Raw genomic sequence first — 23158 nt, 5'->3', positions numbered from 1 at the left:
CGCTTGGCGAGGCCGAGGTGGCCCGCCTCGGTCAGTTCCGGACCTCGACGCCGTAGGCGCGGTTCATCGCGCGCAGAGCCCGGATGATCTCCGTTCGGAGCGCTTCCGGGGCGACGACCTCGACGTCACCGCCGAACTTGAGGAGCTCGGGCACGGCGGCGTCGACCGACTCGATGGGGATCTCGATCTCGGTCCAGCCCGTCCGATCCGGCCCCGCCGTGGTCTTGCCGGCCGCGACGACGGCCGGCTCCAGCAGGGACTGCAGCCGGTCGAGGCCGCGGCGGGACAGCCGGAGCACCGCGGTGTCCCGGTGCCGACGGCGGTCGAAGTGGTCGAGGTAGTCGTCCCAGTGGCTCGCCAGGTCGAACCCGTCGGCGCGGTCGAACGACCGGGAGAGGACCTCCACCTCGAGGATCCGGGAGATCCGGTAGGTGCGGAACCGGTCCTCGCCGCGAGCGACGAGGTACCAGTTGCCGGCCTTCAGCACCAGCCCGTGCGGCTGCACGGTCCGGGTGATCTCGTGCGGCTCCGCCCAGCGCAGGTAGCGGATCCGCAGGACCTGCTGGTTCCAGGTGGCGTCCGCGATCGGTGCCAGGTGGGGCGTCCGCTCGGCGCCGACGTACCACGGCGGGAGGTCGAGGTGGAACCGGTCGGCGACGCGGCCCGCGCGGCCCCGCAACTCGGCGGGCAACGCGGCCAGCAGCTTGCGCTGGGCGGTGGCCGCTGCGGAAGTCAGGCCGAGCTGGGCGGCCGCAGCCGGGAGGCCGGTCAGGAAGAGCGCCTCGGCCTCCTCCGCGGTGAGCCCGGTCAGCCTGGTCTGGTAGCCGCCGAGCAGGCGGTATCCGCCCTCGTGCCCGGGCTCTCCGTACACCGGCACGCCCGCGGCGCCGAGCGAGTCGATGTCCCGGTAGACCGTCCGGATCGACACCTCCAGCGCTTCCGCCAGTTCCCGGGCGGTGACCCGGCCCCGGGACTGCAGCAGGAGGAGCAGGGACACCAGGCGGCTCGCGCGCATGTTCGCCAGTCTGCCGGGATCCACTGACAGGAGGTGGCAGGGAACCGGCTCTAGCGTCCCGGCCATGACTTCACCCCTGATCGACCGCTATGTGGCGGTGTGGAACGAGCCCGACCCCGCCGCCCGCCGCCGAGTCGTCACCGAGTTGTGGGCCGAAGACGGCGTGCAGTACACCGGGACCGCCGAACACCGGGGGCACGATGCCGTCGAGGCCCGGATCACCGGCGCGCACGAGCAGTTCGTCGCGACCGGAGCGTTCGTCTTCGCCGCGGCGGAAGACGGCGTGACCCACCACGACGCGGTCACCTTCACCACCCACATGGTGCCCGCGGCCGGCGGCGCTCCGGTGTGGAGCGGCACCGTGGTCCTCCTGCTGGACCGGGACGGCCGGATCGGCCGCGACTACCAGTTCACCGGAGCGGCGGCGAGCACCCGGGCCGTCGTGACCGACTTCCTCGGCCGCCTGGCCGAAGGAGACCCGGACCGGATCGCCGCGCTGTTCGCAGACGTCGTCGACTGGCAGCTCGACTGGCCCGAGGCGGGTCATCCCGCGGTGCCGTGGATCCGGCCGCGGTCGACGCGCGCCGACGTCGCCGACCACTTCCGGGAGCTCAACGCCTTCCACGGCGAGCGGGGTGGCGTGGCGCCGAGGATCCTGGTCGACGGCCGCGACGCCGTGGTCCTCGGTGACATCCGCCAGACGGTGAAGGCGACCGGCCGGGCCTACGCGGCCCGCTGCGCGCTGCACCTCACCGTCGACGATGGCGTGATCACGCGCTACCACGTCTACGAAGACAGCCTGACCGTCGCTCAGGCGTTCACCGGGTGACCGGGGCGCGCAACTCTGCCGTGGCGAAGTCGGCGATTCCCTTCGCGAAGCCGATTTCCGCGGTGAAGCCGAGGAGCTTGCGGGCGCGGGCCGGATCCGCGACGACGTGGCGGACGTCGGCCGGGCGGGCGCCGCCGATCACCTTCGGGGCCGGGCCGTTGCAGGCTCGTGCCAGCTCCTCCGCCAGGTCGCCCACCGTGTGCGGCGTGCCGGAACAGATGTTCAGCGGCGTGATTTCGGCCGCCGGGGCTTCGGTGCGGAGGGCCAGGACGTTGGCCCTGGCCACGTCGTGGACGTGGACGAAGTCGCGCTGCTGGCGGCCGTCTTCCAGGACCCGGGGGGCCTCGCCGCGGGCCAGCGCCGAACGGAAGAGCGACGCCACTCCGGCGTACGGCGTGTTCTGGGGCATTCGCGGGCCGTAGACGTTGTGGTAGCGCATGGCCCAGACCGTGCCGCCCGTCTGGCGGGCCCAGGCGCCGGCCAGGTGTTCCTGGGCCAGCTTCGTCGCCGCGTACGTGCTGCGGGGATTCAGCGGCGCGTCCTCGGGCACCAGCTGCCAGCTCAGCTCCGCTTCGCACGACGGGCAGCGCGGCTCGAACCGGCCGGCGTCCACATCGGACCCGCGGCGCGGCGACGGTGGCACCACGCCGTGGTCCGGGCACGCGTAGCGGCCTTCGCCGTAGACGACCATCGACGAGGCCAGGACCAGCTTCCGCACGCCGGCCGCGTGCATCCCGGCCAGCAGCACCGCCGTGCCGTAGTCGTTGTGCAAGGCGTACGACGGTGCGTCCGACGGGTCGATGCCGTGGCCGACCACCGCCGCCTGGTGGCAGACCGCGTCGACGCCGTCCAGCACCTCCGCGACGATCTCGGTGTCCGTGACGTCACCGCGCAGGAACCGGTGCCTGCCGGTGTACGGCGGTGGGGTCCGGGAGCCGTGGGCCGTGGGGAGGAGGTTGTCCAGCACCACGACCTCGTCGCCGTCTTCGGCCAGGAGGTCGGCGATGTGGGACCCGATGAACCCGGCTCCGCCGGTGACCAGTACGCGCACCCCGGCCACGCTAGGGATCTTCGCCGGGGCGCGCAGGAGCCTGCGCCGTCACGTCACCGAATCGTCAGGACTCACCCGGCACCTCCCGGCGCCCGGGCGCCGGGAGCGGCTACGGTGGGCGCCATGGAACGGAGTGCACAACGGCTGGGCCGGGCCCTCGTGGTCATCGTGGACGATCGCGTGGCGCACGGCGAGCACGAGGACACCACTGGCCCGCTGGTCACGGAGCTGCTCGAAGAAGCGGGCTTCATCGTCGACGGTGTGGTGGTCGTCGAGGCCGAGACCGCGGGTATCCGCAACGCGCTCAACACCGCCGTGATCGGCGGCGCCGACCTGGTGATCACCGTCGGCGGCACCGGTGTGCTGCCGCGTGACCGGACGCCGGACGCCACCGCCGGTGTGCTCGACCGACCCATTCCGGGCATCAGTGAGGCCATCCGGGCGTCCGGGCTGGCCGCCGGCGCGGTCGACGCCGGGATTTCGCGCGGGCTCGCCGGGGTGTCGGGGAGCACGCTCGTGGTCAACCTGGCCGGGTCGCGGTCCGCGGTGCGCGATGGGATGGCGACGCTGACCTCGCTTGTTCCGCATGTGATCGATGAGCTTTCGGGGCTCGAAGAGGTTTGATCTTCGGTTGACGGCCGGGGGTGGCGGATGAGGTCGCTCCCGGCCTGAGGTGTGCCTGGGTTAGGTGACGTGCGGGTGCCTGCCGCCGGGGCTTCCGGCAGCACGTTGGGGGCACCCTCGATGGCGCGGCGATGGTGCCACCTCTAGACGAGTAATGCGTATGTCCGGGTGGTGACTGGAGATGGACGAAGGGTGTCCAAGATCCGTTTGTGACGACAGACCTGAACACCCCTCTCACCGCACTCTACGTCAAGATCGACGACCATCTCGCGGGCAGGCGTCGGGTGGGGAGACCGCCGAAGCTGACCGACGCCGAACTGGTCACCCTGGCCGTCGCCCAGGCGTTGCTGGGGTTCACCTCCGAGGCCCGCTGGCTGCGGTTCCTGCCCGCCCGGATGCCTGGTGCGTTCCGGTACCTGCCCGGCCAATCCGGCTACAACCGCCGCCTACGCGCCGCGCTGCCGCTGGTCAAGCAGGTCATGCGCTGATTGGCGGCGGACACGGACTTGTGGACCGACGCCACCTGGATCGTTGACTCCACCCCGGTGGAGTGCGGCCGGTCCCGGCCGACGGTCAAGCGTTCGGAGCTGGTTGGCTGGGCCAAGTACGGTTTCTGCCGCTCCCACTCCCGCTGGTTCTGGGGCCTGCGGCTGCACCTGGTCTGCACCCCGGCCGGGCTGCCGATCGCCTGGGCGCTGGCCGATCCGAAGGTCGACGAGCGGCAGGTGCTCATGGCCATCTGCGACCACGAACCCCCTGCTCACCGACTGTCCGGGGCTGTTGATCATCGCCGATAAGGGCTACGTTTCCCGCGAGCTCGACTGCTTCCTCGACGAGCGTGGGGTCCGGCTGATCCGGCCGTCCTACCGCAACCGACAGCCCCACCCCGGTGAGCCGCTGCTCAAATCCATCCGCCAGCTCATCGAGTCGGTCAACGACACCCTCAAACGCCAGCTCAACCTCGAACAGCACGGCGGACGCACCATCGAAGGCGTCGGAGTCCGCATCGCCCAGCGCCTCCTGGCCCTCACCCGCCGCCATCTGGCACAACCGCGCCACCGGCCAACCCATCACCCGATCCCTGACCGCCTACGACCACTAACCGAGTTACGCATTACTCGTCTAGGTGTGCCGCTCGGGTTGGGCGGAGTGCGGGCGATTGCGCCGGGGTTTCGGGCAGCGCGCTCGTGGTCAACCTGGCCGGGTCGCGGTCGGCGGGTCCTGGGCGGCGAGGTTGACGGACTGCCGGGCTTGAACAGGTTTGATCTTCGTTCGACAGGCCCGAGGGTGAATGGTGTCGCTCCCAAGCTGGGGTGTGCTCGACTCCGGGCGACTGCGGCTGGGGATTTCGGCTCGGGGTGTGAGGCCGTTCCTGGCCTGCGACCTGCACAAGGGATCGGCCGGGCGCACTGGAACCGGATGGGCATGGTGGCGGTTCGAGGGTCTCTTGGGGCGACCGCCGGAAGCGCTGGAGCCAGACGGGAGTGATGGCGGTTCGTGGGCCTCTTCGGGCGACCGGCCGGACGCGGTGGAACCGGATGGGCATGGTGGCGGTTCGAGGGTCTCTTGGGGCGACCGCCGGAGGCGCTGGAGCCAGACGGGAGTGATGGCGGTTCGTGGGCCTCTTCGGGCGACCGGCCGGACGCGGTGGAACCGGATGGGCATGGTGGCGGTTCGAGGGCCTCTTGGGGCGACCGCCGGAGGCGCTGGAGCCAGACAGGCGTGATGGCGGTTCGTGGGCCTCTTCGGGCGACCGCCCGGACGCGCTGGAGCCTGATGGGCGTGGTGGCGGTTCGAGGTGCCTCGTCGCGTGACCGGCCGGGCGCCCTCGCCTTGGGGGGTTCACTCTGGAGTTGTCAAAGAACGGGTCGTGGGAGACTGGGGGTATGGCGGGCCAGGAACGTGATCCCCGGACCAGCAGCGAGCAGCTGCGCCGGCGGGTTGATGAGATCTTCGGGGACGTCCTGCCCGAGACGACCTCCGATGAGCGTGATCCCGAGCGGCGCACCGGTCTCCCGGACGACTGGTACCGGGAGAACCGGCCACCGCACCACGACCGCTGACCGGTGTCAGTCGCGGTCGGTGCCGCGCTGGTGGGACTGCTGGGCGCGCAGCAGGTCGCGGATCTCGGTCAGCAGCTCCACGTCCGTCGGCTCCGCGGGGCCCGGCTCCTGGCCGCGCTTGCGGCGCTCCTGCACCTTCTTGACCGGCAACACGATCACGAAGTAGACCACCGCCGCGACGAGCACGAAGTTGATCGCCGCGTTGATCACGCTGCCGAAGTCCAGGAACGTGGCCCGGTTGTTGTCGAAGATCTGGTATCCGAGGCCGTTCGCGGCGTTCGTGCCGCCGATCGTGCTGATCAGGGGCTTGATCAGGCCGTTGGTGAAGGCCGTGACGATCGCCGTGAACGCCGAGCCGATGACCACCGCCACGGCGAGGTCGACGACGTTGCCGCGCATCAGGAAGTCCTTGAAACCTTTGAGCACCTTGCTCTCCTCACGAAACCGGAACCGGGGACGCCCACGCTCGTCTCGGCAGGCGTGGGCTAGCGGAGAGTAACCGTTACCGGACGCTCCAGTGAAATCGCCGCCACCCTCGTCGCGGACGCCTCGGGGAGCCGGAGCAGCACCAGCGGCCCCTTGGGCGTGGATGGCTCCTGGTGCCCGATCGTCACGACCGTCGCCCCGGCGGCCAGCACGGACGCGGGTGCGGCCGGCTCCGGCGACGCGACGACGTCGACGCGTTGCCCGGGCCGAAGCAGCTCGGCGACCGCCACGTCGGCCAGGCGGACCGGCACGGTCGCCGTGCCGGGATCGCCCGGAGCGGGGGCCGTGGCCAGCCGGACGTCGGTCAGCGGCTCACCGGCCCGGACGGCGGCCGCCAGCAGGCGCCCGTCAACGGCGTCGAGGGTGCTCAGCGCACCCGGCGGACGTGCTTCACCGGGAAGGTCGGCCAGCCGGACGTCGGCAGCGCGCAGCGTCGCGCCGGACGGGAGATCGTGGGCCGCGAGGACGGTCGGTGCGCCTCGCGCGGAGCCGGGAAGAGCGAGCAGTACCCCGCCCAGCACCAGCAGGCCGACGGCGAGCCAGCGGCGGATGAGCCGCGTCCGCCGGCTCTGCAGCCGGGTCAGGTGAAGCGAGCGAAGCTTCGGCAGGATGTCCACGGGGCCCCCTCGGCCGGATCGGGTGCGGCGGTGTGCCGCACGGGATCGACGTTAGGGAAGCCGGACGGGCCGCCGGAAGGGCCACGTCCGGCATCTGTGGACAACCGGGGTGTTGTGGACAACTCCCGGGTCAGGACGCCGCGGCGGCCGTTTTCGTCGTGGTCGAAGAGGAGGATGCCGAGCTCGTGTCGGACTTCGACTCCGTCTTGGTCTCGGTCTTCGCCGGGGTGGCCGCGGTGCTCGACTTGCTCGAGTCGCGCGAATCCGTGCGGTAGAACCCGCTCCCCTTGAAGACGACGCCGACCGAGCTGAAGACCTTGCGCAGCGCCCCGGAGCACTGCGGGCAGACGGTCAGGCTGGGGTCCGAGAACGACTGCACGGCTTCGAACCGGTGGTCGCATTCTTTGCAGGCGTACTGGTACGTAGGCACTGACGGCTCCTTTGACTGGCACTCATCCGACCTGAGTGCTAACCCGATTGTGCGGGAAAACCTTCCCGGAAAGCAATTCCTGGTTGCTCACACCGGCAGCTCGACCACGCCACGACCCGGCGTCAAGGCCCCGGTCATGCGCACGTCGTGCGGCTCCCCGGGCAGCCGTTCGACCAGCTCTTCGTCCCGCACGACGGCCAGCAGCGCGGCGCCGGCAGCGGCGAAGACCAGCGAACGGTCGTAGTGGCCGGCCCCGCGGCCGAGCCGGACGCCCCGGCGGTCCACGGCCAGCGCGGGCACCAGCACCAGCTCCGCCGCCCCGACGGCGTCGGTACCCAGGCGTTTCCCGCCCGGCTCGCGGATGCCGCGGAAGCGGCTGGGCACCAGATCGGCCTCGCCGGTGTACTCGGCCCAGTCGAGCGGATCGGTCCGCGACCGGATGACGGGCAGCAGCACCCGCGCACCGCCGGCCACCAGCGCGTCGACGAAGGCCGTGGTCCCCGGTTCGGTGCCGAACGGCAGGTACGCGCACACGGTGCTCGCTGTGACCTTCGACACCGCACTGACCAGCGCCGACGCCTCCTGCGCGTGGGATTCGGCTGCCTGCCCCGCCCGGGCGCGGGTCAGCCGGTCACGCCACTCCGTCTTGCTCAGGTGCTCATTGTCCGGCGCGCGCATGACCTCACGTTAGGCTCTGCGCCCATGACGGGCGCAGCAACCACTCAGACGTTCAGAACCGCCATCGTGCCTGCCGCCGGCCTGGGGACACGGTTCCTCCCGGCGACGAAGGCCGTGCCCAAGGAGCTCCTCCCGGTGGTGGACACGCCGGGCATCGAGCTGGTCGCCGCCGAGGCCGCCGCCGCCGGCGCGGAACGCCTGGTCATCGTGACCTCGCCGGGCAAGGACGCCGTGGTCCGGTACTTCGAAAAGCAGCCCGAGCTCGAGGAGAACCTCGAGAGCAAGGGCAAGACTGCGCTGCTGGAGAAGGTCCGCCGCGGGCACGACCTGCTCGCCGTCGAGACCGCCATCCAGGAGCAGGCCCTCGGCCTCGGCCACGCCGTCGCGCAGGCCGAACCGAACCTGCGCCCGGACGACGAGGCGGTTGCCGTGCTGCTGCCCGACGACTTGGTGCTGCCCACCGGCGTGCTCGAGAAGATGAGCGCGGTCCGGGCCGAGTTCGGCGGCAGCGTGCTCTGCGCGTTCGACATCCCGAAGGCCGAGATCTCGCCGTACGGCGTCTTCGACGTCACCGACACCGAGGACGACGACGTCAAGCGCGTGCACGGGATGGTCGAGAAGCCGAAGCCGGAGGACGCGCCGTCGACTTACGCCGCGGCCGGGCGGTACCTGCTCGATCGGGCGATCTTCGACGCGCTCAAGCGGATCACCCCGGGCAGCGGCGGCGAGCTGCAGCTGACCGACGCCGTCGCGCTGCTGATCTCCGAAGGACACCCCGTCCACGTCGTCGTCCACCGCGGTGGACGCCACGACCTGGGGAATCCGGGTGGTTTCCTGCGCGCCGCGGTCGATTTCGCGCTTGAAACGCCCGAGTACGGTCCATCTTTACGGGCGTGGCTGACGGAACGGATCGGGACAGAGCGCCCATGACGGAATCCCTCGACGCGGCGCGGCCCGAAGTGGCCGGGGACGAGGCCGAGCTGCGCTCGGTCGACGCGCAGATCTCGATGACCTTGGACGCCGCCGTCCGGCCGCAGCCGGTACGGGTGGCGATCTCCGAGGCCCAAGGGCTGCTCTGCGCCGAGGAGGTGGTCGCCGAGCACGCGCTGCCCGGCTTCGACCAGGCCGCGATCGACGGGTACGCGGTGCGCAGCGTCGACGTGCGCACCGCCGGGCAGGAGCCGGTGCAGCTGCCGGTCGTCGGGGAGATCGCGGCGGGCTCGCGCCAGCCGCGGCGGCTCCAGCCCGGCCAGGCCGTGCGGGTCGACACGGGTGCGCCGCTGCCGACGCTGGCCGACGCCGTCGTGCCGCTCGCCTACACCGACGGGCACCAGGCGAAGGTCACGGTGCACCGCTCGGTGCCGTCGGCGGGGTACGTGCGGCGGGCGGGCGAGGACGTCCAGATCGGGGACGTCGCGGTGCGCCGCGGCGACACGATCGGTTCGGCCCAGGTGGGCCTGCTGGCCGCGGTCGGGCGGGCGAAGGTCCTGGTCTACCCGCGGCCGCGAGTGTCGATCGTGTCGGTCGGCGACGAGCTGGTCGACATCGACCGGACGCCGTCGGTCGGGCAGGTCTACGACGTCAACTCCTACGCGCTGGCCGCCGCCGCCCGGGACGCGGGTGCCGAGGTCAGCCGGGTCGGCATCGTGCCGAGCGAGCCGAAGCGGCTGCGGGAGGTCGTCGAGGGACGGCTGCTCATGTCGGAGATCGTCGTGGTCGCGGGCGGCGCCGGGGGCGCCACCGGCGACGAGGTCCACGCCGCGCTGTCCGACCTCGGCCGGATCGACATGACGCGGGTGGCGATGCACCCCGGTTCGGTGCAGGGGTTCGGCAGGCTCGGCCCCGACTCGGTGCCGACGTTCCTCATCCCGGGCAACCCGATGAGCGCGCTGGTGGTGTTCGAGGTCCTGGTGCGGCCGCTGATCCGGGCGGCGCGCGGGACCCGCAACCCGCACCGGCGGATCGTCGGCGCCCGGCTGCTGTCGCCGATCACCTCGACCGAGGGCAGGCGCGGGTTCCTGCGCGGCCAGCTGCTGCGCGACGAGGCCAACGGCGAGTACCTGGTCCAGCCGCTCGGCCAGTCCGGGGCGCACCTGCTCGCGTCGCTGGCCGAGGCGAACTGCCTGATCAACGTGCCGGAAGAGGCGACCGAGGTCGCCGCGGGCGAACAGGTCCAAGTCACCTTCCTGGCGCAACGGGCCTGATGAACTCCGTGTCGGGCGTGTCCTACCCGGTCGAGAGCCGGCACCCGGGCTGGCCGGCCCGGCTCGGCCCGCTGCGGGTGCCCGCGGGCGAGGTCGCGATCCGGCCGGTCCGGCTGCGCGACGCCGGCGAGTGGAGCCGGATCCGGCTCCGGGACCGCGCGCACCTCGAAATGTGGGAACCCACCGGAGTGGGACCGTGGCCGGAACGCAACGCCTTCTGGTCGTGGCCGTCGCAGTGGGCGGCGCTGCGTTCGCTCGCTCGCCGTGGTCAGTGTCTCCCGTTCACGATCACCCTGGACGGTCGTCTCGCCGGACAGATCACTGTGGGTAACGTCATCCGGGCGTCGCTGCGGTCGGCCTGGATCGGCTACTGGGTGTCGTCCGAGGTGGTCCGCGGCGGGGTGGCGACGGCGGCCGTCGCGCTCGTCACCGACCACGCCTTCGGCCCGGCCGGGCTGCACCGGCTGGAGGCCACCGTGCGGCCGGAAAACGCCGCCAGCCTGCGGGTTCTCACCAAGGCGGGCTACCGGCGCGAGGGCTTGTTCGAGCGCTACCTCGACGTCGCGGGCGGGTGGCGGGACCACTACTGCTACGCCGTCACGCGCGAGGAGACCGGGTCCGGGCTGGTGTCGCGGCTGGTCGCGGCGGGCCGCGCCGACTACGCCTGAACGTGATTACCCACCCGGGTCGGTAGCCGCGTTACCACATGCCGTGAGTTTCACCTAATCCGGTGAGGCTTTTCCGTGATCGAACCCGGCGAGCCTCCGCCCGATCTGTTACTCCTGTGACTAACGTGATTCGTGGTGGAAGGATCGGGGGAGGTGACGGGAGATGCCCAGCTCCGTGATCATCGTCGCGCTCGCCGCGGCATGGCTCGTCGTACTCGTGCCCATGGTCGCGCGTAGGCGGCAGCAGGTCGCGAGAACGGCCGACTCGGCGCTCGCGGCCAGGGTCGTGCGCAGTGGACGCAACGAAGACCGGGAGGAATTCGCCATGTCCGACGATCCCGGGAAGGCCCGGCCCTCGGTCGAGGACGACCTCGCCGAGCTGGAGGCCGACCTCGAACTCGACGACGACCTCGACGAACCGGAGCCCGAACCCGCGCCGCTCCCGCAGCCGGCCCGTGGCTCGCGCGCCTCTCGGGCCGAGCGCGACCGGCCGGGCTACCGGCCCGGCCGCGGCGGCTTCGACCCCGAAGCCGCCGAGATCGCGGCCCGGGCCAAGTACAGCTTCCGGCAGCGCATCGTCGTCATCCTGCTCGCGATCGCGGTGATCACCGGCTTCGTCGCCGGTTTCGTCGTCCCGCTCGCCTGGTGGGGCCACGGCGTGATCGACGTCGTGCTCGTCGGGTACCTCGTGTACCTGCGCCGCCAGGTGCGCATCGAGGAGGAGATCCGGCAGCGCCGCCTCGCCCGCTTCAACAGCACCCGCGCGCCCCGGCGTCCGTCCACGCCTCCTTCGGTGGCGGATGAGGACCACGTGGAAGCCTCGGAGGCCGTGGAGGTCGTCGAGCCGGTCCGCCGCGAGGTGGTCGAGCGCCGCCCGTCGCCGACGTCCCGCGTCCGCCGCAGCGCGGTCGTCGTGGATCTCGACGACGAAGACCCGGCGTTCGAGGAGCTCGAGGAGCCCGGGACCGGGCCTTATCGGCGTGCCGTCGGGGAGTGACCCCCCGGCGTGGGGTGCTCGTAGGGCACTGCTAAGCTCTACGAGCACAACCAAGGGGCTGTAGCGCAGTTGGTAGCGCGTCTCGTTCGCATCGAGAAGGTCAGGGGTTCGATTCCCCTCAGCTCCACCCTAGGAGTCTTACCAAAACAAGTGCCTGAATGAAGGCCGTCGCAGTAGGACCGCGACGCCTGACGGCGAGCCAGGACCACCCGCATCGCGGGTGGTCCTTTTGGTTGTGCCCTCCGCGCTCTTGGAGTTGAGGGTCCGTTGAATGATCATCCGCCGCTTGATGCCGTCGCGTTGGGAGCGTCCACAGAAGAGCAGTAGCGATCTCGCAGCATTGGCGAAATCTTGTTCTCGGACACCTTCTTAGCTGGGTGTGGCCGGGTGGCGCGCCCGTTCGGGATCGACGATGACCCGTGCGGATCACGCGGCCGTCGGAGTGGTCGATGTGGTTAAGGTAGCCGAGCTTCGCGCGTCCGAGTGTGCCGCCGTTGCGCGCCTTCTGGGCCACCAGGCATGTGCTGGGCAGCAACCAGGTTCGGACCAGCGCCGTTGGTGGCCGGCTGGTGGCCGTGTGAACAGAGGTTGAGCGCGATCCTGGCGGCGGCCCGCCCCAGCGGGGACTTGTCGGGCCACGTCGGCCGGTGCCCTGACCGCACAGCACCGCGGCGCCCTTGTCGTCGCGCGGCACGCGACCCATCACCGGGATGCGCAGCGCCTGGGAGACCTCCGCGGTCGGGTAGCCGTCGCCGACCAGGACGAAGCTCGGGCGGCGCGACCACTGCTGGGCGGCCTGCAGGTTGAGCGCGACGTGGGCGAGCTCGTCGTCATGCGGGCGGGCGACCAGCAGCATCGCGTCTGCGCTGCGGATGATCGGGAACGCGGGTGAGTCCGGATCGACTCGGCCGCGCGCATATCGAAAGGGTGGTGCTGGAGGCCTTCGTCGCGGCCATCGACCGCTGCGGCGATCCCGCCCGCACCCTGCTCGGCCGCGTCTGCGATCTGCACGTGCTGGCGGGCGTCGAGGCGGACCGGGCGTGGTTACTCGAACACGGGCGGCTGAGCGCGAGCAGGGGCAAGGCCGTGGTCGCCGCCGTCAACCCGCTGTGCAAGCAACTCCGCCCCGCACGCCCGCACGCTGGTCGACGCGTTCGCCACCCGGAGCAGTTCCTGGCCGCGCCGATGGTGACCGAACAGTGAAGGCGGCCAGGGTCAGCGGACGGCGAGGCCCTCCACCGGGGCCGGGGGCGCCGGGATGTGGAAGAGGTCGACGAACCGGTCCAGCAGGGTGAGGTCGCCGCTCGCCCGCAGGATCCCGGCCTCGATCGCCGCGAGCGGGCTCAGCCTGCCGCTCAGCAGCGGCATCATCGAGCCGACCGCCTCGATGACGAGGTCGGCCCCGGGAACGGCGCCCTCGGCGACCTTGAGCGCGCCGTCGTCCACGAAGGCGTGCACGATCAGGTCGCCATAGCGGATCTCGAAGCTGACGTTGACGCCCGCCGCGTGCTCCGGCCGGAACATCGTGTACAGCGAAAGGATCGCGGAGTCCATGGTGAACAGGTCGTCCGGCGCGGGGTCGAGCAGTGCCCTCGCGCCCCACAGCCCCAGCTGCAACAGCACCGGTTCCAGCTCGCGGCCGTACTCGGTGAGTTCGTAGACCACGGCCGCGTCCAGTTGCGGCAGCACGCGCCGCCGGAGCACGCCTGCCTTTTCCAGTTCGTTGAGCCTGCCGGAAAGCACGCTCGGTGGCAGCTTCGGCAGGGTCTGCCGCAGGTCCGAGTATCGCTTCGGGCCGAGCAACAGGTCTCGCACGACGAGCAGCGACCATCGCTCGCCGACGAGCTCGAGGGCGCGGGCGAGGCCACAGAATTGCCCGTAGGTTCGACCGGTCATGATGTGCGTCCCTTCTACGCCGGTGGGCGGGGTAGGTGTTGTGGTTTGCGTGCGAAAGCTGGTCTGTTCGCGTGGCCCCTTCAGCGGTGCGACTGGTCCGAGAGAAGGACGTGGTGCAGCTCCTGGAGCTCGTTACACGGCTCGAGGCCGAGCTCGCCGCTCAGCCTTGCCCGGAACTGCCGGTAGAGCTCCAGCGCCTCGATCCGCCTGCCGCTGAGGTTGAGCACCCGCATCAGTTGGCCGTTGAGGCCCTCGTCAAGGGGGCTGGCGGCGATCAGCGACCGCAACTCGCCAATCAGGTCGTGGTACATGCCCGCCTCGATCTCGGCATGGATGCACAGGCGCTGCGTGTTTCGTCGCTGTTCCTCCAGGTCGGTCGCATACACCGAGAGCACAGGGCCGCATATCACGTTGGCCAGCGGCGGCCCGCCCCACAGGTCCAGTGCCTTGCGCAGGACGGTGGCGGCTTCGGCGTAGTGCTGCCGGTCGAACAGCGCCCTGCCCTCCCTGGCCAACCACTGGAACACGGCGACGTCGACCTGGCCAGGGTCGACGCGCAGCAGATAGCCGGGTGCCCTGGTCACGATGATCTGGTCGCCGTCGCTGGCGAATCCGTTGGCTTCGATGTACCTGCGCAGTTGCCAGACGTGTGTCTGCATGGTGGTCCGGCCGCCGCGGGGCGGGTCGCGCGCCCACAGCTCCTTGATGATGAGGTCACCCTGCACGACCTTGCCGGGACGCATGAGCAGCATCGCCAGCACCTGGAGCACCTTCGGTGCCGTCGGCGCGTGGTCCTCGCCGTCCTTGCGGACCTCCAAGGGGCCGAGCAGGGTGAAGTGCGGCCCACCGTTGGGCTGGCCGGCGAACCCGGCCGAGGCGTTGTCAGATCGGTCCCATAACGCCAGGTCGGAATCCAACATACGTGGCTCCCATCGGTGACTTCCGTCGCTGGCTGACGTCCACCCAGTTCGATGTCAATCCAAGCGACGGTCGATTCCTGAACACTGGCAGATCGATCGTGGCCGCGGCAGTGCACCGGCCACGAATACCGATTTGAATCCGGCCCGCCGCACCTATGGTCAACGCATATGCGATTCATGGATTGTGCACTGGTGATTTCGGCGACACGAAACCAGAATTTCCAGCACAGCACTGACTTTCCCGAACCACCAAAGTATGCAAGATGGCGGCAAACACTACTCCGAACAGTCCAGCAATGTCTACTCCATCGATCTCCAGATAAACGAATTCGACCAGTGGAGCAACCCTCGCCGGTTGCGGCTGGGTCCGACCGGTTGGACCAAGGCCGGGGCGTGTGAGGAATGAAGCCGTCGACCCGGTTCATCAGTGCTCTTCGGATGGTGCCTGGCCTGCCGAGGCTGGTCAGGATGAGCGTGCGGCAGTCCGGCAGAGGATGTCGTCGCCGGAAGCCACTTCGGCGACCACACTCTGATCAATGGTTGCTATCCGTTCTGTCTCAGCCGAACCACCTGGTGGGGAACTTGTCGTTACGACAATCAGGTGATGCGGCTGCCCCCCCCAGCGGCCAACCGCGTGCGCACTGCCCGTGCCACCGGCTGGGTACCGCTGACTTGTCTGGTCCTTGACGCCTCTTTGACGTGCGTGAGAACAGGTGGGGTCATGCTAGCTCCAGACGAGGTTGACGGCGCGATTCGTCGACACAGACGTCGGAAGCAATGACGAGCCGGAACGTCGCCGCACCTCGCGCGGCGCTCCGGTAGGTCGTGGCCCGGGGCAGACCACGACGCGAACTGGGGCCGAGCCGCCCGGTCAGGGACGTGCGGTGACTCGGAAGCGAGTGAGCAGGGACCACAGCAGGTAGGACATTTTTGTCTCCAGGGTTCCGGACTGCGCCGGAAAAGCTGGAGTCCATTGGGGAGTCGAGTGGATCCAGCGGTTGCGGATCGTTCTTGAGGACCGGAGGAGAGACCTATGCAACTTGCTGTCCAGCAAGCAATTTCGGCGATGCGCGATCGTTACTTCGACCCCATCACCCTCAGCCAGATAGCGGCTGAGGTGTTCGTCAGCCCCTTTCATCTCTCCAGGGTGTTCGCGGAGCTGACGGGCGTGACGCCGGGTCGTTACCTGACCGCCGTTCGGTTGTTCGAGGCCAAGCGGCTGCTGCTGACCACCGATCTCACCGTGGCCGACGTCGTGTGCAGCGTCGGCTACAACAGCGTCGGCACGTTCACCAGCCGGTTCACCAAGGCGGTCGGGATGACCCCCACCCAGTACCGCAGCCCGGAGGTACGCGAGTTGCTGCTCGCCGTGAGCCCCGACTTCCACCGGGTGCCCCCGGCCGAGGCACTGCCCGGCGCGAACTGGCTGCCCGTGCAGGGCGCGGCGTCGATGTCCGCCACGGTCGACCTGCCCGCCGAGGCCGCACCGGCCAACGTGCTGGTCGGCCTGTTCGCCGAGCGCATCCCGCAGTGCGGGCCCGTGGCGTACGCCGCGCAGGCCGGTGTCGGCTCGACCAGGCTGACCATCTCGGACGTGCCGCCAGGGCGGTGGACCGTGCTCGCGGTCGCCGAGGGCGCGCACGGCGGGGGCGCGGAGAGCATCTACCTCGGCACGGTTCGGCAGCCGGTCGCCGTGTCGCCGGGTGGCGTCACCAGGGTGTACCTGCGGTTGCGCGAACTGCAACCGACCGATCCGCCCATCGCGATCACGCTGGCCTCCGACACCTTCCCACACGGTACGAGCTGCGATCTGGCCCGTCCCGAGCTGCGGGTTGCGGCCTGACCAGGGGAGCGATGACGGCGACGACGTTCGGCGCCCCGCGCCGCGGGTTCTTGGCCCCCTCGCCGGCCGATGTGAACTTCGCCGGCCGCGTCCTGACCTGAGCCTCGGCGAGCAGCAGGCCGCGTTGCGGCAGCGGCCCTGCCGTGAGCCGCCGGTCACCTACCACGAACGGGGCGAGGAGCGTGCCTGCCGACACGGAGACGAGGGAGCTGCTGGTCGGGTATGCCCACGTGTTCAGCCCCGCCACGTTCCGGGACTCCAGGGAGTGCTCGTCGTGACCTGCCAGGAGCCGGTGATGATGCACACGACCGGGCACAGCCGCTCGCGTCGCGACTACGTCATCGAGGAGGAGCTCGCCGTGTCGCCGCTGGACACGGAACTGGGCCTGCCGATCGAGAATCCGCCCACCGTGTCCGAACGCGATCAGGCGGCGCCTTCCCTCGCCGAGGCGCTGGACCGGGGCCTGCTTCCCGACTACGAGACGAGCATCGCACTGGAAGCGACGTTATGAACGCGCGTACGTGGACCGTGCGCAACGATCGGGCGATCTACCGCAGCCCGTGGGTCGATCTCGCACTGTCCGAGATGGAGCTTCCCACCGGGTCACGTGCGAGCACCATCTGGTCAGGGTGCCGCCCTCGGTTGCCGTCGCGGTGACCGAGGCGGACCGGGTGTTGATGCTGTGGCGGCACCGACCCAGGTGCTTGCAGAACCACGAGTTCACCCCAAGATGAGACGGGGGAGTGTGCACTCGAAGAGAGGACGACCTCCGATAGGCGGCCGTACCGTCGTTCTCGTGGACCTCCGTACTGTGACCGTGCTCGGCGCAGGCACGATCGGCACGTCGATCGGACTCGCGCTGACCCGCAGCGGTGTGCGCGTCCGGCTGGCCGACCCGACGCCGACGCGCTCGCCGCCGCGGTGAGTCGCGGCGCGGGCGTTCCGCTCACCCCGGGGGCGGAAGCCCGCCGATGTCGTCGTCGTGGCGACCCCGGCCGCGACCGTCGCCGCCGTACTGTCCGACGCTGTCGAGCGGGGCCTTGGCACCGCGGGTGATCCGGCGACTGTCGATGCGGGACTGGCGGGCCATGAAGCGGACCGGTTCGACATGGGGTCGGAACGGTCTACGAACTGGTGGATCGCGGGGGCCTTCAGCCGCTCCAGTCGACGTCGGCGCCGCAGAGCTCGGGGATGAATATTTCTACAAGCGATCAGTGATTGGGACTGGAGGACTAGTGATGGGGAGTCGGAACTCCGACGTAGTCTTCGTCAGGTGGCCAGCGCAGGCGGACCTGCGGAACCGCTATCAGCTTGAGGGGAGACCTCGATTACTCGTCGTAGAAGGAGGCGCGGTACCGCCGGTCAGCAACGATCCGATTGAAGATTGGGCTCGCCAACCGATATCTCGGGTTGACCTGGACGCGAGGGTCAATGCCTTGCAGAACCGGTTCGACAGCCGCCGGGCGCCGAGGATCGACTCAGCGGGAACTCTAAGTTTCGGAAGTCACTCGATCACGATCTCGACCACTCAGGCCCACCTCATGGCCCTGCTCGTCGAACGCTTCGGTGAGGTGGTGTACCGCAACGAGCTCACGAACTATTTGGCAACGCAGGTAACGACCCTTACAAGGAACTCGCTCGACCTGCATATTATGCGGCTCCGCCGAAGACTTCAGTCGATCGATCTGTCGATCCGCACCGCGTGGGGCCGAGGATACATCCTGGAGGCTATGAGCTCCTGAAGCAAAGCCTCTGGTGCGGACTTCTCGTTGGATCACCGCTCATCACCCGAAGAACGCCGAGGAGCACTGTCGGCTGCCTGCCGACCGCTCGCAATGCTAGCTGTTGCTGGTCAGCAGTCGAACCAAGGTGCTGCCGACAGGTGTGTCCGGGTTGGCGAGGTCGAACGGCAGGTCGAAATGGTTTCGGTGCGCGAGGACCATTTCCTCGACGGCGATTCCGTTCGCACGTAGGGCAGCGACGTAGTTGTCGTGCTGACGGGCGTACTCCGGTGTCTCGAGTCCGCCACGGGCGACGGTGATCGGTGGCGCCGTGACTGGGGCGTGCTGGACGGGGCTGTTGCGGCGAGCCGATTCCTCCGTGAGGCTCAGTGCATCGTTGACGTAACTGTGCCGGACTGGGTCGAGGTCGTAGATGCCGCTGAGCAGTGTGGCTGAGCCGAACACTTCGGCTGGTGTCCGCCCGTCGGGCAGCCAGCCGTCGGTGAGGGCCATGGCGACCAGGTGCGCACCCGCTGAGCTGCCGCTGAGGTGGATCCGGCCCGGCGCGATGCCATAGCTGTCCGCGTTGTCCACCAGCCACAGCAGGCCACGGCGCACCATTGCCACAATCGCGTCGAGGTCGTAGTTCGGTGCGAGACCGTAGCCCAGGGCAGCGAAGGCCGCGCCAGCGTGCAAGGCGGCAGGCGCGGCGAAGCTGGACTCGTTCTTGCTGAGCTGCTGCCAGTTGCCGCCGTGCACGTAGACCAGCAGTGTGTTGCCGTCGTAATGCGGAAAGAGGTCAAGCTGCTCGACATCGGAATACCCATAGTGCACGGTATGATGCCGGTATGTGGCTCGGGCGCCTGCGCTGCGTGTGGCGTACTCGCGTAGGTAGTACTCGATGTCGGTAATGCACGAGCTGGGCGAGTACTCTTGGTCCAAGTCGCCCCAGATGGTCGTCATTGTCATAACCTCCAACTAGTACGATGTCACACGCTAACATTTGTCTTGGCAACGTTTCGACTGCTTAACAGAATCCTGAAAGACCGATCTAAGAACGTGTCTCATGTGGTCGATTTGCGGAGTTTCTGGTAGCAGGTGAGGGCGGCGGCGAGAGACGTGGGCCTCGGCGGGATCGGATCGCGGGGATCGCCTTCACCAGGGGCTTGAGCGCGGCCCGGTCAGCGATCTCCCCTTTTCGCACGCACCGATGCCGCATCAACGATGACGCGGGACCAGTCGATCAACCCACGACTGCCCGGCTCCTCCAGGACCGCATGGTGAAGTTGACGCCACAACCCAAGATCATGGAAACAAGATCATAAAATCCACATGAGACACGGTCTTAGCATCTTTCAAAGACATTTCGTAGGTGTGGTCGGTGTCGTGGGGCACGTGTAGCGTCTGGTGCCGTCAGCATGCGGCCGGCTGTGGGCGAAGCGTCGTGGAAACTGCAAGTGAGGAGCGTATGCGGATGAGCTTGTCCGGCAGAACTGTAGTCGTGACCGGCGCCGGTTCGGGGATCGGCCGTGCGACGTGTGCAAGGTTGTGCCGGGCAGGCGCGCGGGTAGGCGCGATCGGTCGGCGCAAGGAACCACTGCTGGCTCTGCGCGATGACCTCAGCGACGAGCCCGGTGACGTGGTAGTGCTGCCCGCCGACGTCGGTTCGGCAGCCGAGGTCGAGCACGCGGTACGGACTCTGACGGATCGGTGCGGTCCGGTGAGCGGAGTCGTCAACAATGCCGGCCTGGCGCGCTTCGCGCCGATCGAGTTTTCTTCGCCGTCCGATCTGGACGACATGTTCGCGGTGCACCTCCGTGGACCGGTGAACGTGCTGCGGGCCTGCTTACCGGAGCTGCGTAAGCATCGTGGCGCGGTGGTGAACGTGTCGTCGGTCGGTGGTCTTCTGGCGATGCCGAACCGATCCCTCTACGGCGCGACGAAGGCCGCTGTGAACAGCCTGACCCGGTCGTGGGCACGGGAGCTGGCGCCACAGGTCCGGGTGAACGCGATCCTGCCCGGCCCGGTCGACACGCCGATGTACGACGACCTGGGGCTCACCGGTCCACAGACCCAGACCCTCCGTGCGGACTTGCTGGCGTCGACCCCGTTGGAGAGGTTCGGCGAACCCGATGAGGTCGCCCGGTGGGTCACCCTGCTCCTCGATGACGACACGTCGGGGTGGGTCACCGGTGTGCTCTTCCCGGTCGACGGCGGCCGGACCAGTTGATCCGGCTGCATGCCAGGTGAGGGGCATTGATCAGTAGGTCTCGGCTCCCGGCCAGCGGTCACCGAAGGTGATGGCGAACGCGTTGATCACAGGCTTCCAGCGCATCGTCCATCGGGCGCGGCCGGTTCCGGTCGGATCCAGGCTGCGGGTGACAAGGTACAGGCACTTCATCGCGGCCTGCTCGGTCGGGAAATGCCCCCGCGCGGGAATCGCCCGCCGGTAACGGGATGAATTCTTCTCAGGCGTTCCGCCGGAGCCGGATGTCCCGCTTCACTGCGTCCCAATATCGGCAGCAAGGTCGCGGACGCCGGGACACCGATGTCGCGTGGCGTGCTCCCCGATGGTGTGGGAACGTCGATCAGCCGTTCCAACAGGCTGTCGAGGGCGGTCTGCCCCTCGTCGACGGCGGCTGGCTCGTCGTCGTTGAGCGGTGTGTCGGCTTCTCGTCGGACCGAAGACCGAGGCCGAGGTGATCCCTTCGGCTGCCGTTGTGGCGAGGCGGTGTCGATTACGCGAAGGTCGTCGCTCCCCACTCGGTGGCGGGGACGTTACGGACGTGCTCGGTGAACTCCCACAGGTGGTTCTCGTGGTCGAGGGCGAGGTACTGCCGTAGGCCCCAGGGTTTGTCGCGGGGTTCGTGGAGGGTCTGGGCGCCCTCGGCGCGCGAGTGGGCGTAGTGCTTGTCGACGTCATCGACCCAGACGATCAGCTGAGCAACGGCCGGCACACCGGTGGGCGGGATGGTGAGCCGCTCGCCGACCTTGGCGAGCATGACGACGCCAGCACCGGTGTGTAGGTCGGCGTGGCAGACAGTGCCGTCGACAGTTTGGCGGAGTACCTCGCGGAAGCCGAAGACCCGGGTGAGCCAGGCTACGGCGGCCGGTACGTCGGTGTAGCCAAGTTCGACGACTACTCCGGGGAATCCGGCGTCGGGGTTGTACACCGGCACCTCCGGGGCTAGGAAGGGTATTGAGCCCACTTGTCGGGGTGGGCGCAGGCCCGCAGGAGGGGTCAAGGCTGGCCGGAGGCCACCCGGAGGGCTTGGCCTTGACCCCGGCGAGGACGACGCCCATGCTCGCGCGGCGAGGGGGGAGCCGAACTCGGAGCCCGGCGCGGGGGTCTCATGCCGCCTGTCTGCCGGCGCCGGGCGGGGTGAAGGCGGCCATGGCGCGCAGTGCGACCTTGTCTGCCTTACCTACCGGCGTGCGGGGCAGTTCGGAGACGGACACGAGCTTGTCCGGGATCTTGTAGGTCGCGAGACCGCGGTCTCGCAGGAATACCTTCAGGGCTTGGAGCTCGATGCTCTGGTCCCGCAGCACAACGAATGCGTAAGTGCGCTCACCCAGTACTGCGTCCTCGACCCCCACGACCGCCGCGTCCCGGACGCCGGGATGCGCCATGAGCTGTTCCTCCAGGTCCTCGACCGGAACCTTGTCGCCAGCCCGGTTGATCACGTCCTTGAGCCGGCCGACGACGACGATGTTGCCGTCCGGCCTACGTCGCACCAGGTCCCCGGTCCGGAAGAACCCATCCGACGTGAAGGAGTCGGTGTTCTCCTGTTCGGCACGGTAGTAGCCGCGTATGGTGTACGGACCTCGCGTCAGCAGCTCACCTTCGACGTTGTCCGGTACGTCGTGGCCGGCGTCGTCTACAACCCGGATTTCGTCGTCGGGAGCCATTGGACGGCCCTCGGTGTTGAACCTCACCTCATCCGGGTCGTCAAGCCGAGTGTAGGTGAGGAGCCCTTCGCCGACACCGAACCACTGACTCAGGTCGCAGTGCAGGAACTCGCGCGCTTCCTCGGCCTGCACTGGTGTCAGCTTCGAACTGCCGATCTGCAAGTGGACGCCGGAAAGGTCGACAGGCGTCCGCTGCGCGTAGTCGATCCAAAGCCGCACGGTTCCCGGTACCAACGTCGTGAGCGTGACCTGCTCCGCACGGATGAGCCCGATCAGCTCCGCCAGCCGAGAATTCGGGGCGAGTAAGACCTTGCCACCGACGAGCAGCGTTCCGAACAGCCCAGGGCAACCGAGCGCGGCGTTGTGGGCGACCGGGTTCACGGCTAGGTACGTCGACGTAGTGTCGACCCGGAGCGCGTCCGCGGCAGCCAGCATGTTGTACGCGTAGTCGTTGTGCGTGCGGGGGATCAGTTTCGGCCGGCCAGTCGTCCCGCCGGAGAGCAGGAAGAAAGCCGGCTCGGACGGATCGACCTGCGGATACCGCGTCTCCGGCGCGCTGTCGGCGAGCTCGTTCGCAATCAGCACATGCTCGACCTCTGGGACGTCTTGCTGCACCTCTTGGGCGAGTTGCCGGTAGTCGAAGCCTCGGAACTCGCTCATCACGATCAGTGCGACGGCGCCGGACTGCGAGGCCAGGTGAACGAGCTCGTGCTTGCGATGCCCCGGCAGAGCCAGCACCGGAATGGCACCCAGCCGGAACAACGCGAAAACCACGGTCGCGAACTCCGGCACGTTCGGCAACTGCACGACGACCCGATCGAGCGGGCCAATCCCACGAGCTACGAACTGCCGGGCTACGAGGTCGGAGCGGGCTGCGAGGTCCGCGTACGTGAGCCGCTGCTCGCCGTACACGAGGGCCACCTTGGTGGCATGTTCGGCGCAGGCCGCCTCCAGGAGCTCGCCCAGCGATCGCTCTTGCCAGTAACCCTGGCGGCGATACTGCTCGGCGAGTTCGTCGGGCCAGGAAACGCAGCCTTCGAGCATCTCGGCTCCCGATCAGACTAGATATCGAATTGAGGATCAGCGGTGCGACAGGCCACCGGTCTTCACCATCTGGCATCCGCCGCCGTCAGGCAATCGTGCTGACAGAGACGCGACAGGAGTCCCGTGGGGTTTTGACGTGGCCCGGCGCTGTCCTGTCTCTGTC

At 69.0% G+C, this 23158-nt stretch carries 24 protein-coding genes, 1 tRNA gene and 5 pseudogenes; 15 read left to right on the top strand and 15 right to left on the bottom strand.

All coding sequences use genetic code 11. The features are described 5' to 3' along the window. Nucleotides 1-31: 31 nt before the first annotated feature. Nucleotides 32-1081: a helix-turn-helix transcriptional regulator gene (locus ACFPLC_RS08125; protein WP_465251638.1), complete on the bottom strand. Its 1050-nt coding sequence runs from the start codon at nucleotides 1079-1081 to the stop codon at nucleotides 32-34. Here ACFPLC_RS08125 and ACFPLC_RS08120 point away from each other — a divergent pair. Next, nucleotides 1080-1844: a nuclear transport factor 2 family protein gene (locus ACFPLC_RS08120; RefSeq protein ID WP_378195921.1), complete on the top strand. Its 765-nt coding sequence runs from the start codon at nucleotides 1080-1082 to the stop codon at nucleotides 1842-1844. The genes ACFPLC_RS08125 and ACFPLC_RS08120 overlap by 2 nt on opposite strands. Here ACFPLC_RS08120 and ACFPLC_RS08115 read toward each other — a convergent pair. Next, the gene (locus tag ACFPLC_RS08115; RefSeq protein ID WP_378195919.1) at nucleotides 1834-2895 is read right to left on the bottom strand and encodes an NAD-dependent epimerase/dehydratase family protein; all 1062 of its coding nucleotides are present in this window, start codon (nucleotides 2893-2895) and stop codon (nucleotides 1834-1836) included. The genes ACFPLC_RS08120 and ACFPLC_RS08115 overlap by 11 nt on opposite strands. A gap of 123 nt (nucleotides 2896-3018) precedes the next feature. On the opposite strand from ACFPLC_RS08115, the gene ACFPLC_RS08110 reads away from it, so the two are divergent. From ACFPLC_RS08110 to ACFPLC_RS08100, 3 genes and pseudogenes are all read left to right on the top strand, one after another. Next, the gene (locus ACFPLC_RS08110) at nucleotides 3019-3519 is read left to right on the top strand and encodes a MogA/MoaB family molybdenum cofactor biosynthesis protein (protein ID WP_013230045.1); all 501 of its coding nucleotides are present in this window, start codon (nucleotides 3019-3021) and stop codon (nucleotides 3517-3519) included. A 209-nt stretch (nucleotides 3520-3728) separates the two neighbouring features. Further along, nucleotides 3729-4621, top strand: a pseudogene (locus tag ACFPLC_RS08105) (IS982 family transposase). A gap of 784 nt (nucleotides 4622-5405) precedes the next feature. Beyond that, the gene (locus ACFPLC_RS08100) at nucleotides 5406-5582 is read left to right on the top strand and encodes a hypothetical protein (protein WP_191306990.1); all 177 of its coding nucleotides are present in this window, start codon (nucleotides 5406-5408) and stop codon (nucleotides 5580-5582) included. Between the two features lie 6 nt (nucleotides 5583-5588). Here ACFPLC_RS08100 and mscL read toward each other — a convergent pair whose 3' ends face one another. From mscL to ACFPLC_RS08080, 4 genes are all read right to left on the bottom strand, one after another. Continuing rightward, the gene (gene mscL / locus ACFPLC_RS08095) at nucleotides 5589-6008 is read right to left on the bottom strand and encodes a large-conductance mechanosensitive channel protein MscL (protein ID WP_378195914.1); all 420 of its coding nucleotides are present in this window, start codon (nucleotides 6006-6008) and stop codon (nucleotides 5589-5591) included. Nucleotides 6009-6067: 59 nt separating this feature from the next. Further along, the gene (locus ACFPLC_RS08090) at nucleotides 6068-6685 is read right to left on the bottom strand and encodes an SAF domain-containing protein (protein WP_378195912.1); all 618 of its coding nucleotides are present in this window, start codon (nucleotides 6683-6685) and stop codon (nucleotides 6068-6070) included. Nucleotides 6686-6815: 130 nt separating this feature from the next. Further along, a complete protein-coding gene (locus tag ACFPLC_RS08085) occupies nucleotides 6816-7115 on the bottom strand; it encodes an FmdB family zinc ribbon protein (protein WP_191306993.1) in 300 nt (99 codons plus the stop codon). Nucleotides 7116-7202: 87 nt separating this feature from the next. Further along, nucleotides 7203-7793: a 5-formyltetrahydrofolate cyclo-ligase gene (locus tag ACFPLC_RS08080; RefSeq protein WP_378195908.1), complete on the bottom strand. Its 591-nt coding sequence runs from the start codon at nucleotides 7791-7793 to the stop codon at nucleotides 7203-7205. 24 nt (nucleotides 7794-7817) lie between these two features. On the opposite strand from ACFPLC_RS08080, the gene ACFPLC_RS08075 reads away from it, so the two are divergent. From ACFPLC_RS08075 to ACFPLC_RS08050, 6 genes and pseudogenes are all read left to right on the top strand, one after another. Then, entirely contained in the window at nucleotides 7818-8723 is a 906-nt protein-coding gene (locus ACFPLC_RS08075) for a UTP--glucose-1-phosphate uridylyltransferase (RefSeq protein WP_378195905.1), read from the top strand. Further along, complete coding sequence (gene glp, locus ACFPLC_RS08070; RefSeq protein WP_378195902.1) at nucleotides 8720-9997, top strand: molybdotransferase-like divisome protein Glp; 1278 nt, start codon at nucleotides 8720-8722, stop codon at nucleotides 9995-9997. The genes ACFPLC_RS08075 and glp overlap by 4 nt, the downstream gene beginning before the upstream one ends. Next, nucleotides 9997-10665, top strand: coding sequence for a GNAT family N-acetyltransferase (locus ACFPLC_RS08065; protein WP_378195899.1), 669 nt, complete (start codon nucleotides 9997-9999; stop codon nucleotides 10663-10665). The genes glp and ACFPLC_RS08065 overlap by 1 nt, the downstream gene beginning before the upstream one ends. 163 nt (nucleotides 10666-10828) lie before the next feature. Beyond that, nucleotides 10829-11662 carry a divisome protein SepX/GlpR gene (gene sepX / locus ACFPLC_RS08060; RefSeq protein ID WP_378195896.1) on the top strand — a complete coding sequence of 278 codons (834 nt, stop codon included), beginning with the start codon at nucleotides 10829-10831 and terminating at the stop codon, nucleotides 11660-11662. Nucleotides 11663-11716: 54 nt separating this feature from the next. Continuing rightward, a tRNA-Ala gene (locus ACFPLC_RS08055) sits at nucleotides 11717-11789 on the top strand. A 773-nt stretch (nucleotides 11790-12562) separates the two neighbouring features. Continuing rightward, a pseudogene (locus tag ACFPLC_RS08050) lies at nucleotides 12563-12865 on the top strand (acyl-CoA dehydrogenase); the annotation flags it as partial. 12 nt (nucleotides 12866-12877) lie between these two features. Here ACFPLC_RS08050 and ACFPLC_RS08045 read toward each other — a convergent pair. The 3 genes and pseudogenes from ACFPLC_RS08045 to ACFPLC_RS08035 all read right to left on the bottom strand — a co-directional run. After that, nucleotides 12878-13558: a winged helix-turn-helix transcriptional regulator gene (locus ACFPLC_RS08045; protein WP_378195893.1), complete on the bottom strand. Its 681-nt coding sequence runs from the start codon at nucleotides 13556-13558 to the stop codon at nucleotides 12878-12880. Between the two features lie 80 nt (nucleotides 13559-13638). After that, nucleotides 13639-14478, bottom strand: a complete 840-nt coding sequence (locus tag ACFPLC_RS08040; protein WP_378195890.1) for an AfsR/SARP family transcriptional regulator — start codon at nucleotides 14476-14478, stop codon at nucleotides 13639-13641. 401 nt (nucleotides 14479-14879) lie between these two features. After that, nucleotides 14880-14969 (bottom strand): annotated as a pseudogene (locus tag ACFPLC_RS08035) (DNA-binding response regulator); the annotation flags it as partial. Between the two features lie 542 nt (nucleotides 14970-15511). On the opposite strand from ACFPLC_RS08035, the gene ACFPLC_RS08030 reads away from it, so the two are divergent. The 3 genes from ACFPLC_RS08030 to ACFPLC_RS08020 all read left to right on the top strand — a co-directional run bounded on the left by ACFPLC_RS08030 (nucleotide 15512) and on the right by ACFPLC_RS08020 (nucleotide 17246). Beyond that, complete coding sequence (locus ACFPLC_RS08030) at nucleotides 15512-16321, top strand: helix-turn-helix transcriptional regulator (protein ID WP_378195887.1); 810 nt, start codon at nucleotides 15512-15514, stop codon at nucleotides 16319-16321. 274 nt (nucleotides 16322-16595) lie between these two features. Further along, on the top strand, nucleotides 16596-16832 hold the full coding sequence (locus tag ACFPLC_RS08025) for a hypothetical protein (RefSeq protein WP_378195884.1): 237 nt from the start codon (nucleotides 16596-16598) through the stop codon (nucleotides 16830-16832). 285 nt (nucleotides 16833-17117) lie between these two features. Continuing rightward, complete coding sequence (locus ACFPLC_RS08020; protein WP_378195881.1) at nucleotides 17118-17246, top strand: 3-hydroxyacyl-CoA dehydrogenase NAD-binding domain-containing protein; 129 nt, start codon at nucleotides 17118-17120, stop codon at nucleotides 17244-17246. A gap of 21 nt (nucleotides 17247-17267) precedes the next feature. Here ACFPLC_RS08020 and ACFPLC_RS08015 read toward each other — a convergent pair whose 3' ends face one another. Next, on the bottom strand, nucleotides 17268-17411 hold the full coding sequence (locus ACFPLC_RS08015) for a hypothetical protein (RefSeq protein WP_378236307.1): 144 nt from the start codon (nucleotides 17409-17411) through the stop codon (nucleotides 17268-17270). Between ACFPLC_RS08015 and ACFPLC_RS08010 the strand changes: the two genes are divergently transcribed. Then, nucleotides 17392-18063 (top strand): helix-turn-helix domain-containing protein, encoded by a 672-nt coding sequence (locus ACFPLC_RS08010; RefSeq protein ID WP_378236266.1) that lies wholly within the window; start codon nucleotides 17392-17394, stop codon nucleotides 18061-18063. The genes ACFPLC_RS08015 and ACFPLC_RS08010 overlap by 20 nt on opposite strands. A 96-nt stretch (nucleotides 18064-18159) precedes the next feature. On the opposite strand, the gene ACFPLC_RS08005 is transcribed toward ACFPLC_RS08010, so the two are convergent. Together ACFPLC_RS08005 and ACFPLC_RS08000 are read right to left on the bottom strand one after the other, a co-directional pair. Next, a complete protein-coding gene (locus tag ACFPLC_RS08005) occupies nucleotides 18160-19005 on the bottom strand; it encodes an alpha/beta hydrolase (protein ID WP_378195875.1) in 846 nt (281 codons plus the stop codon). A 142-nt stretch (nucleotides 19006-19147) separates the two neighbouring features. Next, nucleotides 19148-19349: pseudogene (locus ACFPLC_RS08000) on the bottom strand (IS5/IS1182 family transposase); the annotation flags it as partial. Between the two features lie 167 nt (nucleotides 19350-19516). On the opposite strand from ACFPLC_RS08000, the gene ACFPLC_RS07995 reads away from it, so the two are divergent. Next, nucleotides 19517-20272: an SDR family NAD(P)-dependent oxidoreductase gene (locus ACFPLC_RS07995; protein ID WP_378195873.1), complete on the top strand. Its 756-nt coding sequence runs from the start codon at nucleotides 19517-19519 to the stop codon at nucleotides 20270-20272. Nucleotides 20273-20302: 30 nt separating this feature from the next. Here ACFPLC_RS07995 and ACFPLC_RS07990 read toward each other — a convergent pair. The 3 genes and pseudogenes from ACFPLC_RS07990 to ACFPLC_RS07980 all read right to left on the bottom strand — a co-directional run. Next, nucleotides 20303-20512: pseudogene (locus ACFPLC_RS07990) on the bottom strand (IS256 family transposase); the annotation flags it as partial. Between the two features lie 268 nt (nucleotides 20513-20780). Then, on the bottom strand, nucleotides 20781-21215 hold the full coding sequence (locus tag ACFPLC_RS07985; protein ID WP_378195870.1) for a VOC family protein: 435 nt from the start codon (nucleotides 21213-21215) through the stop codon (nucleotides 20781-20783). 178 nt (nucleotides 21216-21393) lie between these two features. Continuing rightward, entirely contained in the window at nucleotides 21394-22995 is a 1602-nt protein-coding gene (locus tag ACFPLC_RS07980; RefSeq protein WP_378195867.1) for a (2,3-dihydroxybenzoyl)adenylate synthase, read from the bottom strand. Nucleotides 22996-23158: the final 163 nt, after the last annotated feature.

Origin of the sequence: Amycolatopsis plumensis, assembly GCF_042652605.1 — a bacterium.
Classification (GTDB): Bacteria; Actinomycetota; Actinomycetes; order Mycobacteriales; family Pseudonocardiaceae; genus Amycolatopsis; species Amycolatopsis plumensis.
Note: the sequence above shows the minus strand (reverse complement) of the source record. Positions and strands in the feature narration are given on the sequence as shown.

Excerpts from the sequence above, each read along its gene's own strand:
- ACFPLC_RS07980 (WP_378195867.1), bottom strand. The coding sequence starts at position 22,995 with ATGCTCGAAGGCTGCGTTTCCTGGCCCGACGAACTCGCCGAGCAGTAT.
- sepX (WP_378195896.1), top strand. The coding sequence starts at position 10,829 with ATGCCCAGCTCCGTGATCATCGTCGCGCTCGCCGCGGCATGGCTCGTC.
- ACFPLC_RS08110 (WP_013230045.1), top strand. The coding sequence starts at position 3,019 with ATGGAACGGAGTGCACAACGGCTGGGCCGGGCCCTCGTGGTCATCGTG.
- ACFPLC_RS08005 (WP_378195875.1), bottom strand. The coding sequence starts at position 19,005 with ATGACGACCATCTGGGGCGACTTGGACCAAGAGTACTCGCCCAGCTCG.
- ACFPLC_RS08030 (WP_378195887.1), top strand. The coding sequence starts at position 15,512 with ATGCAACTTGCTGTCCAGCAAGCAATTTCGGCGATGCGCGATCGTTAC.
- ACFPLC_RS08045 (WP_378195893.1), bottom strand. The coding sequence starts at position 13,558 with ATGACCGGTCGAACCTACGGGCAATTCTGTGGCCTCGCCCGCGCCCTC.
- ACFPLC_RS08125 (WP_465251638.1), bottom strand. The coding sequence starts at position 1,081 with ATGGCCGGGACGCTAGAGCCGGTTCCCTGCCACCTCCTGTCAGTGGAT.
- ACFPLC_RS08100 (WP_191306990.1), top strand. The coding sequence starts at position 5,406 with ATGGCGGGCCAGGAACGTGATCCCCGGACCAGCAGCGAGCAGCTGCGC.
- ACFPLC_RS07995 (WP_378195873.1), top strand. The coding sequence starts at position 19,517 with ATGAGCTTGTCCGGCAGAACTGTAGTCGTGACCGGCGCCGGTTCGGGG.
- ACFPLC_RS08065 (WP_378195899.1), top strand. The coding sequence starts at position 9,997 with ATGAACTCCGTGTCGGGCGTGTCCTACCCGGTCGAGAGCCGGCACCCG.
- ACFPLC_RS08075 (WP_378195905.1), top strand. The coding sequence starts at position 7,818 with ATGACGGGCGCAGCAACCACTCAGACGTTCAGAACCGCCATCGTGCCT.
- ACFPLC_RS08080 (WP_378195908.1), bottom strand. The coding sequence starts at position 7,793 with ATGCGCGCGCCGGACAATGAGCACCTGAGCAAGACGGAGTGGCGTGAC.
- ACFPLC_RS08015 (WP_378236307.1), bottom strand. The coding sequence starts at position 17,411 with ATGGCCCGCCAGTCCCGCATCGACAGTCGCCGGATCACCCGCGGTGCC.
- ACFPLC_RS08010 (WP_378236266.1), top strand. The coding sequence starts at position 17,392 with ATGCGGGACTGGCGGGCCATGAAGCGGACCGGTTCGACATGGGGTCGG.
- ACFPLC_RS08040 (WP_378195890.1), bottom strand. The coding sequence starts at position 14,478 with ATGTTGGATTCCGACCTGGCGTTATGGGACCGATCTGACAACGCCTCG.
- ACFPLC_RS08120 (WP_378195921.1), top strand. The coding sequence starts at position 1,080 with ATGACTTCACCCCTGATCGACCGCTATGTGGCGGTGTGGAACGAGCCC.
- glp (WP_378195902.1), top strand. The coding sequence starts at position 8,720 with ATGACGGAATCCCTCGACGCGGCGCGGCCCGAAGTGGCCGGGGACGAG.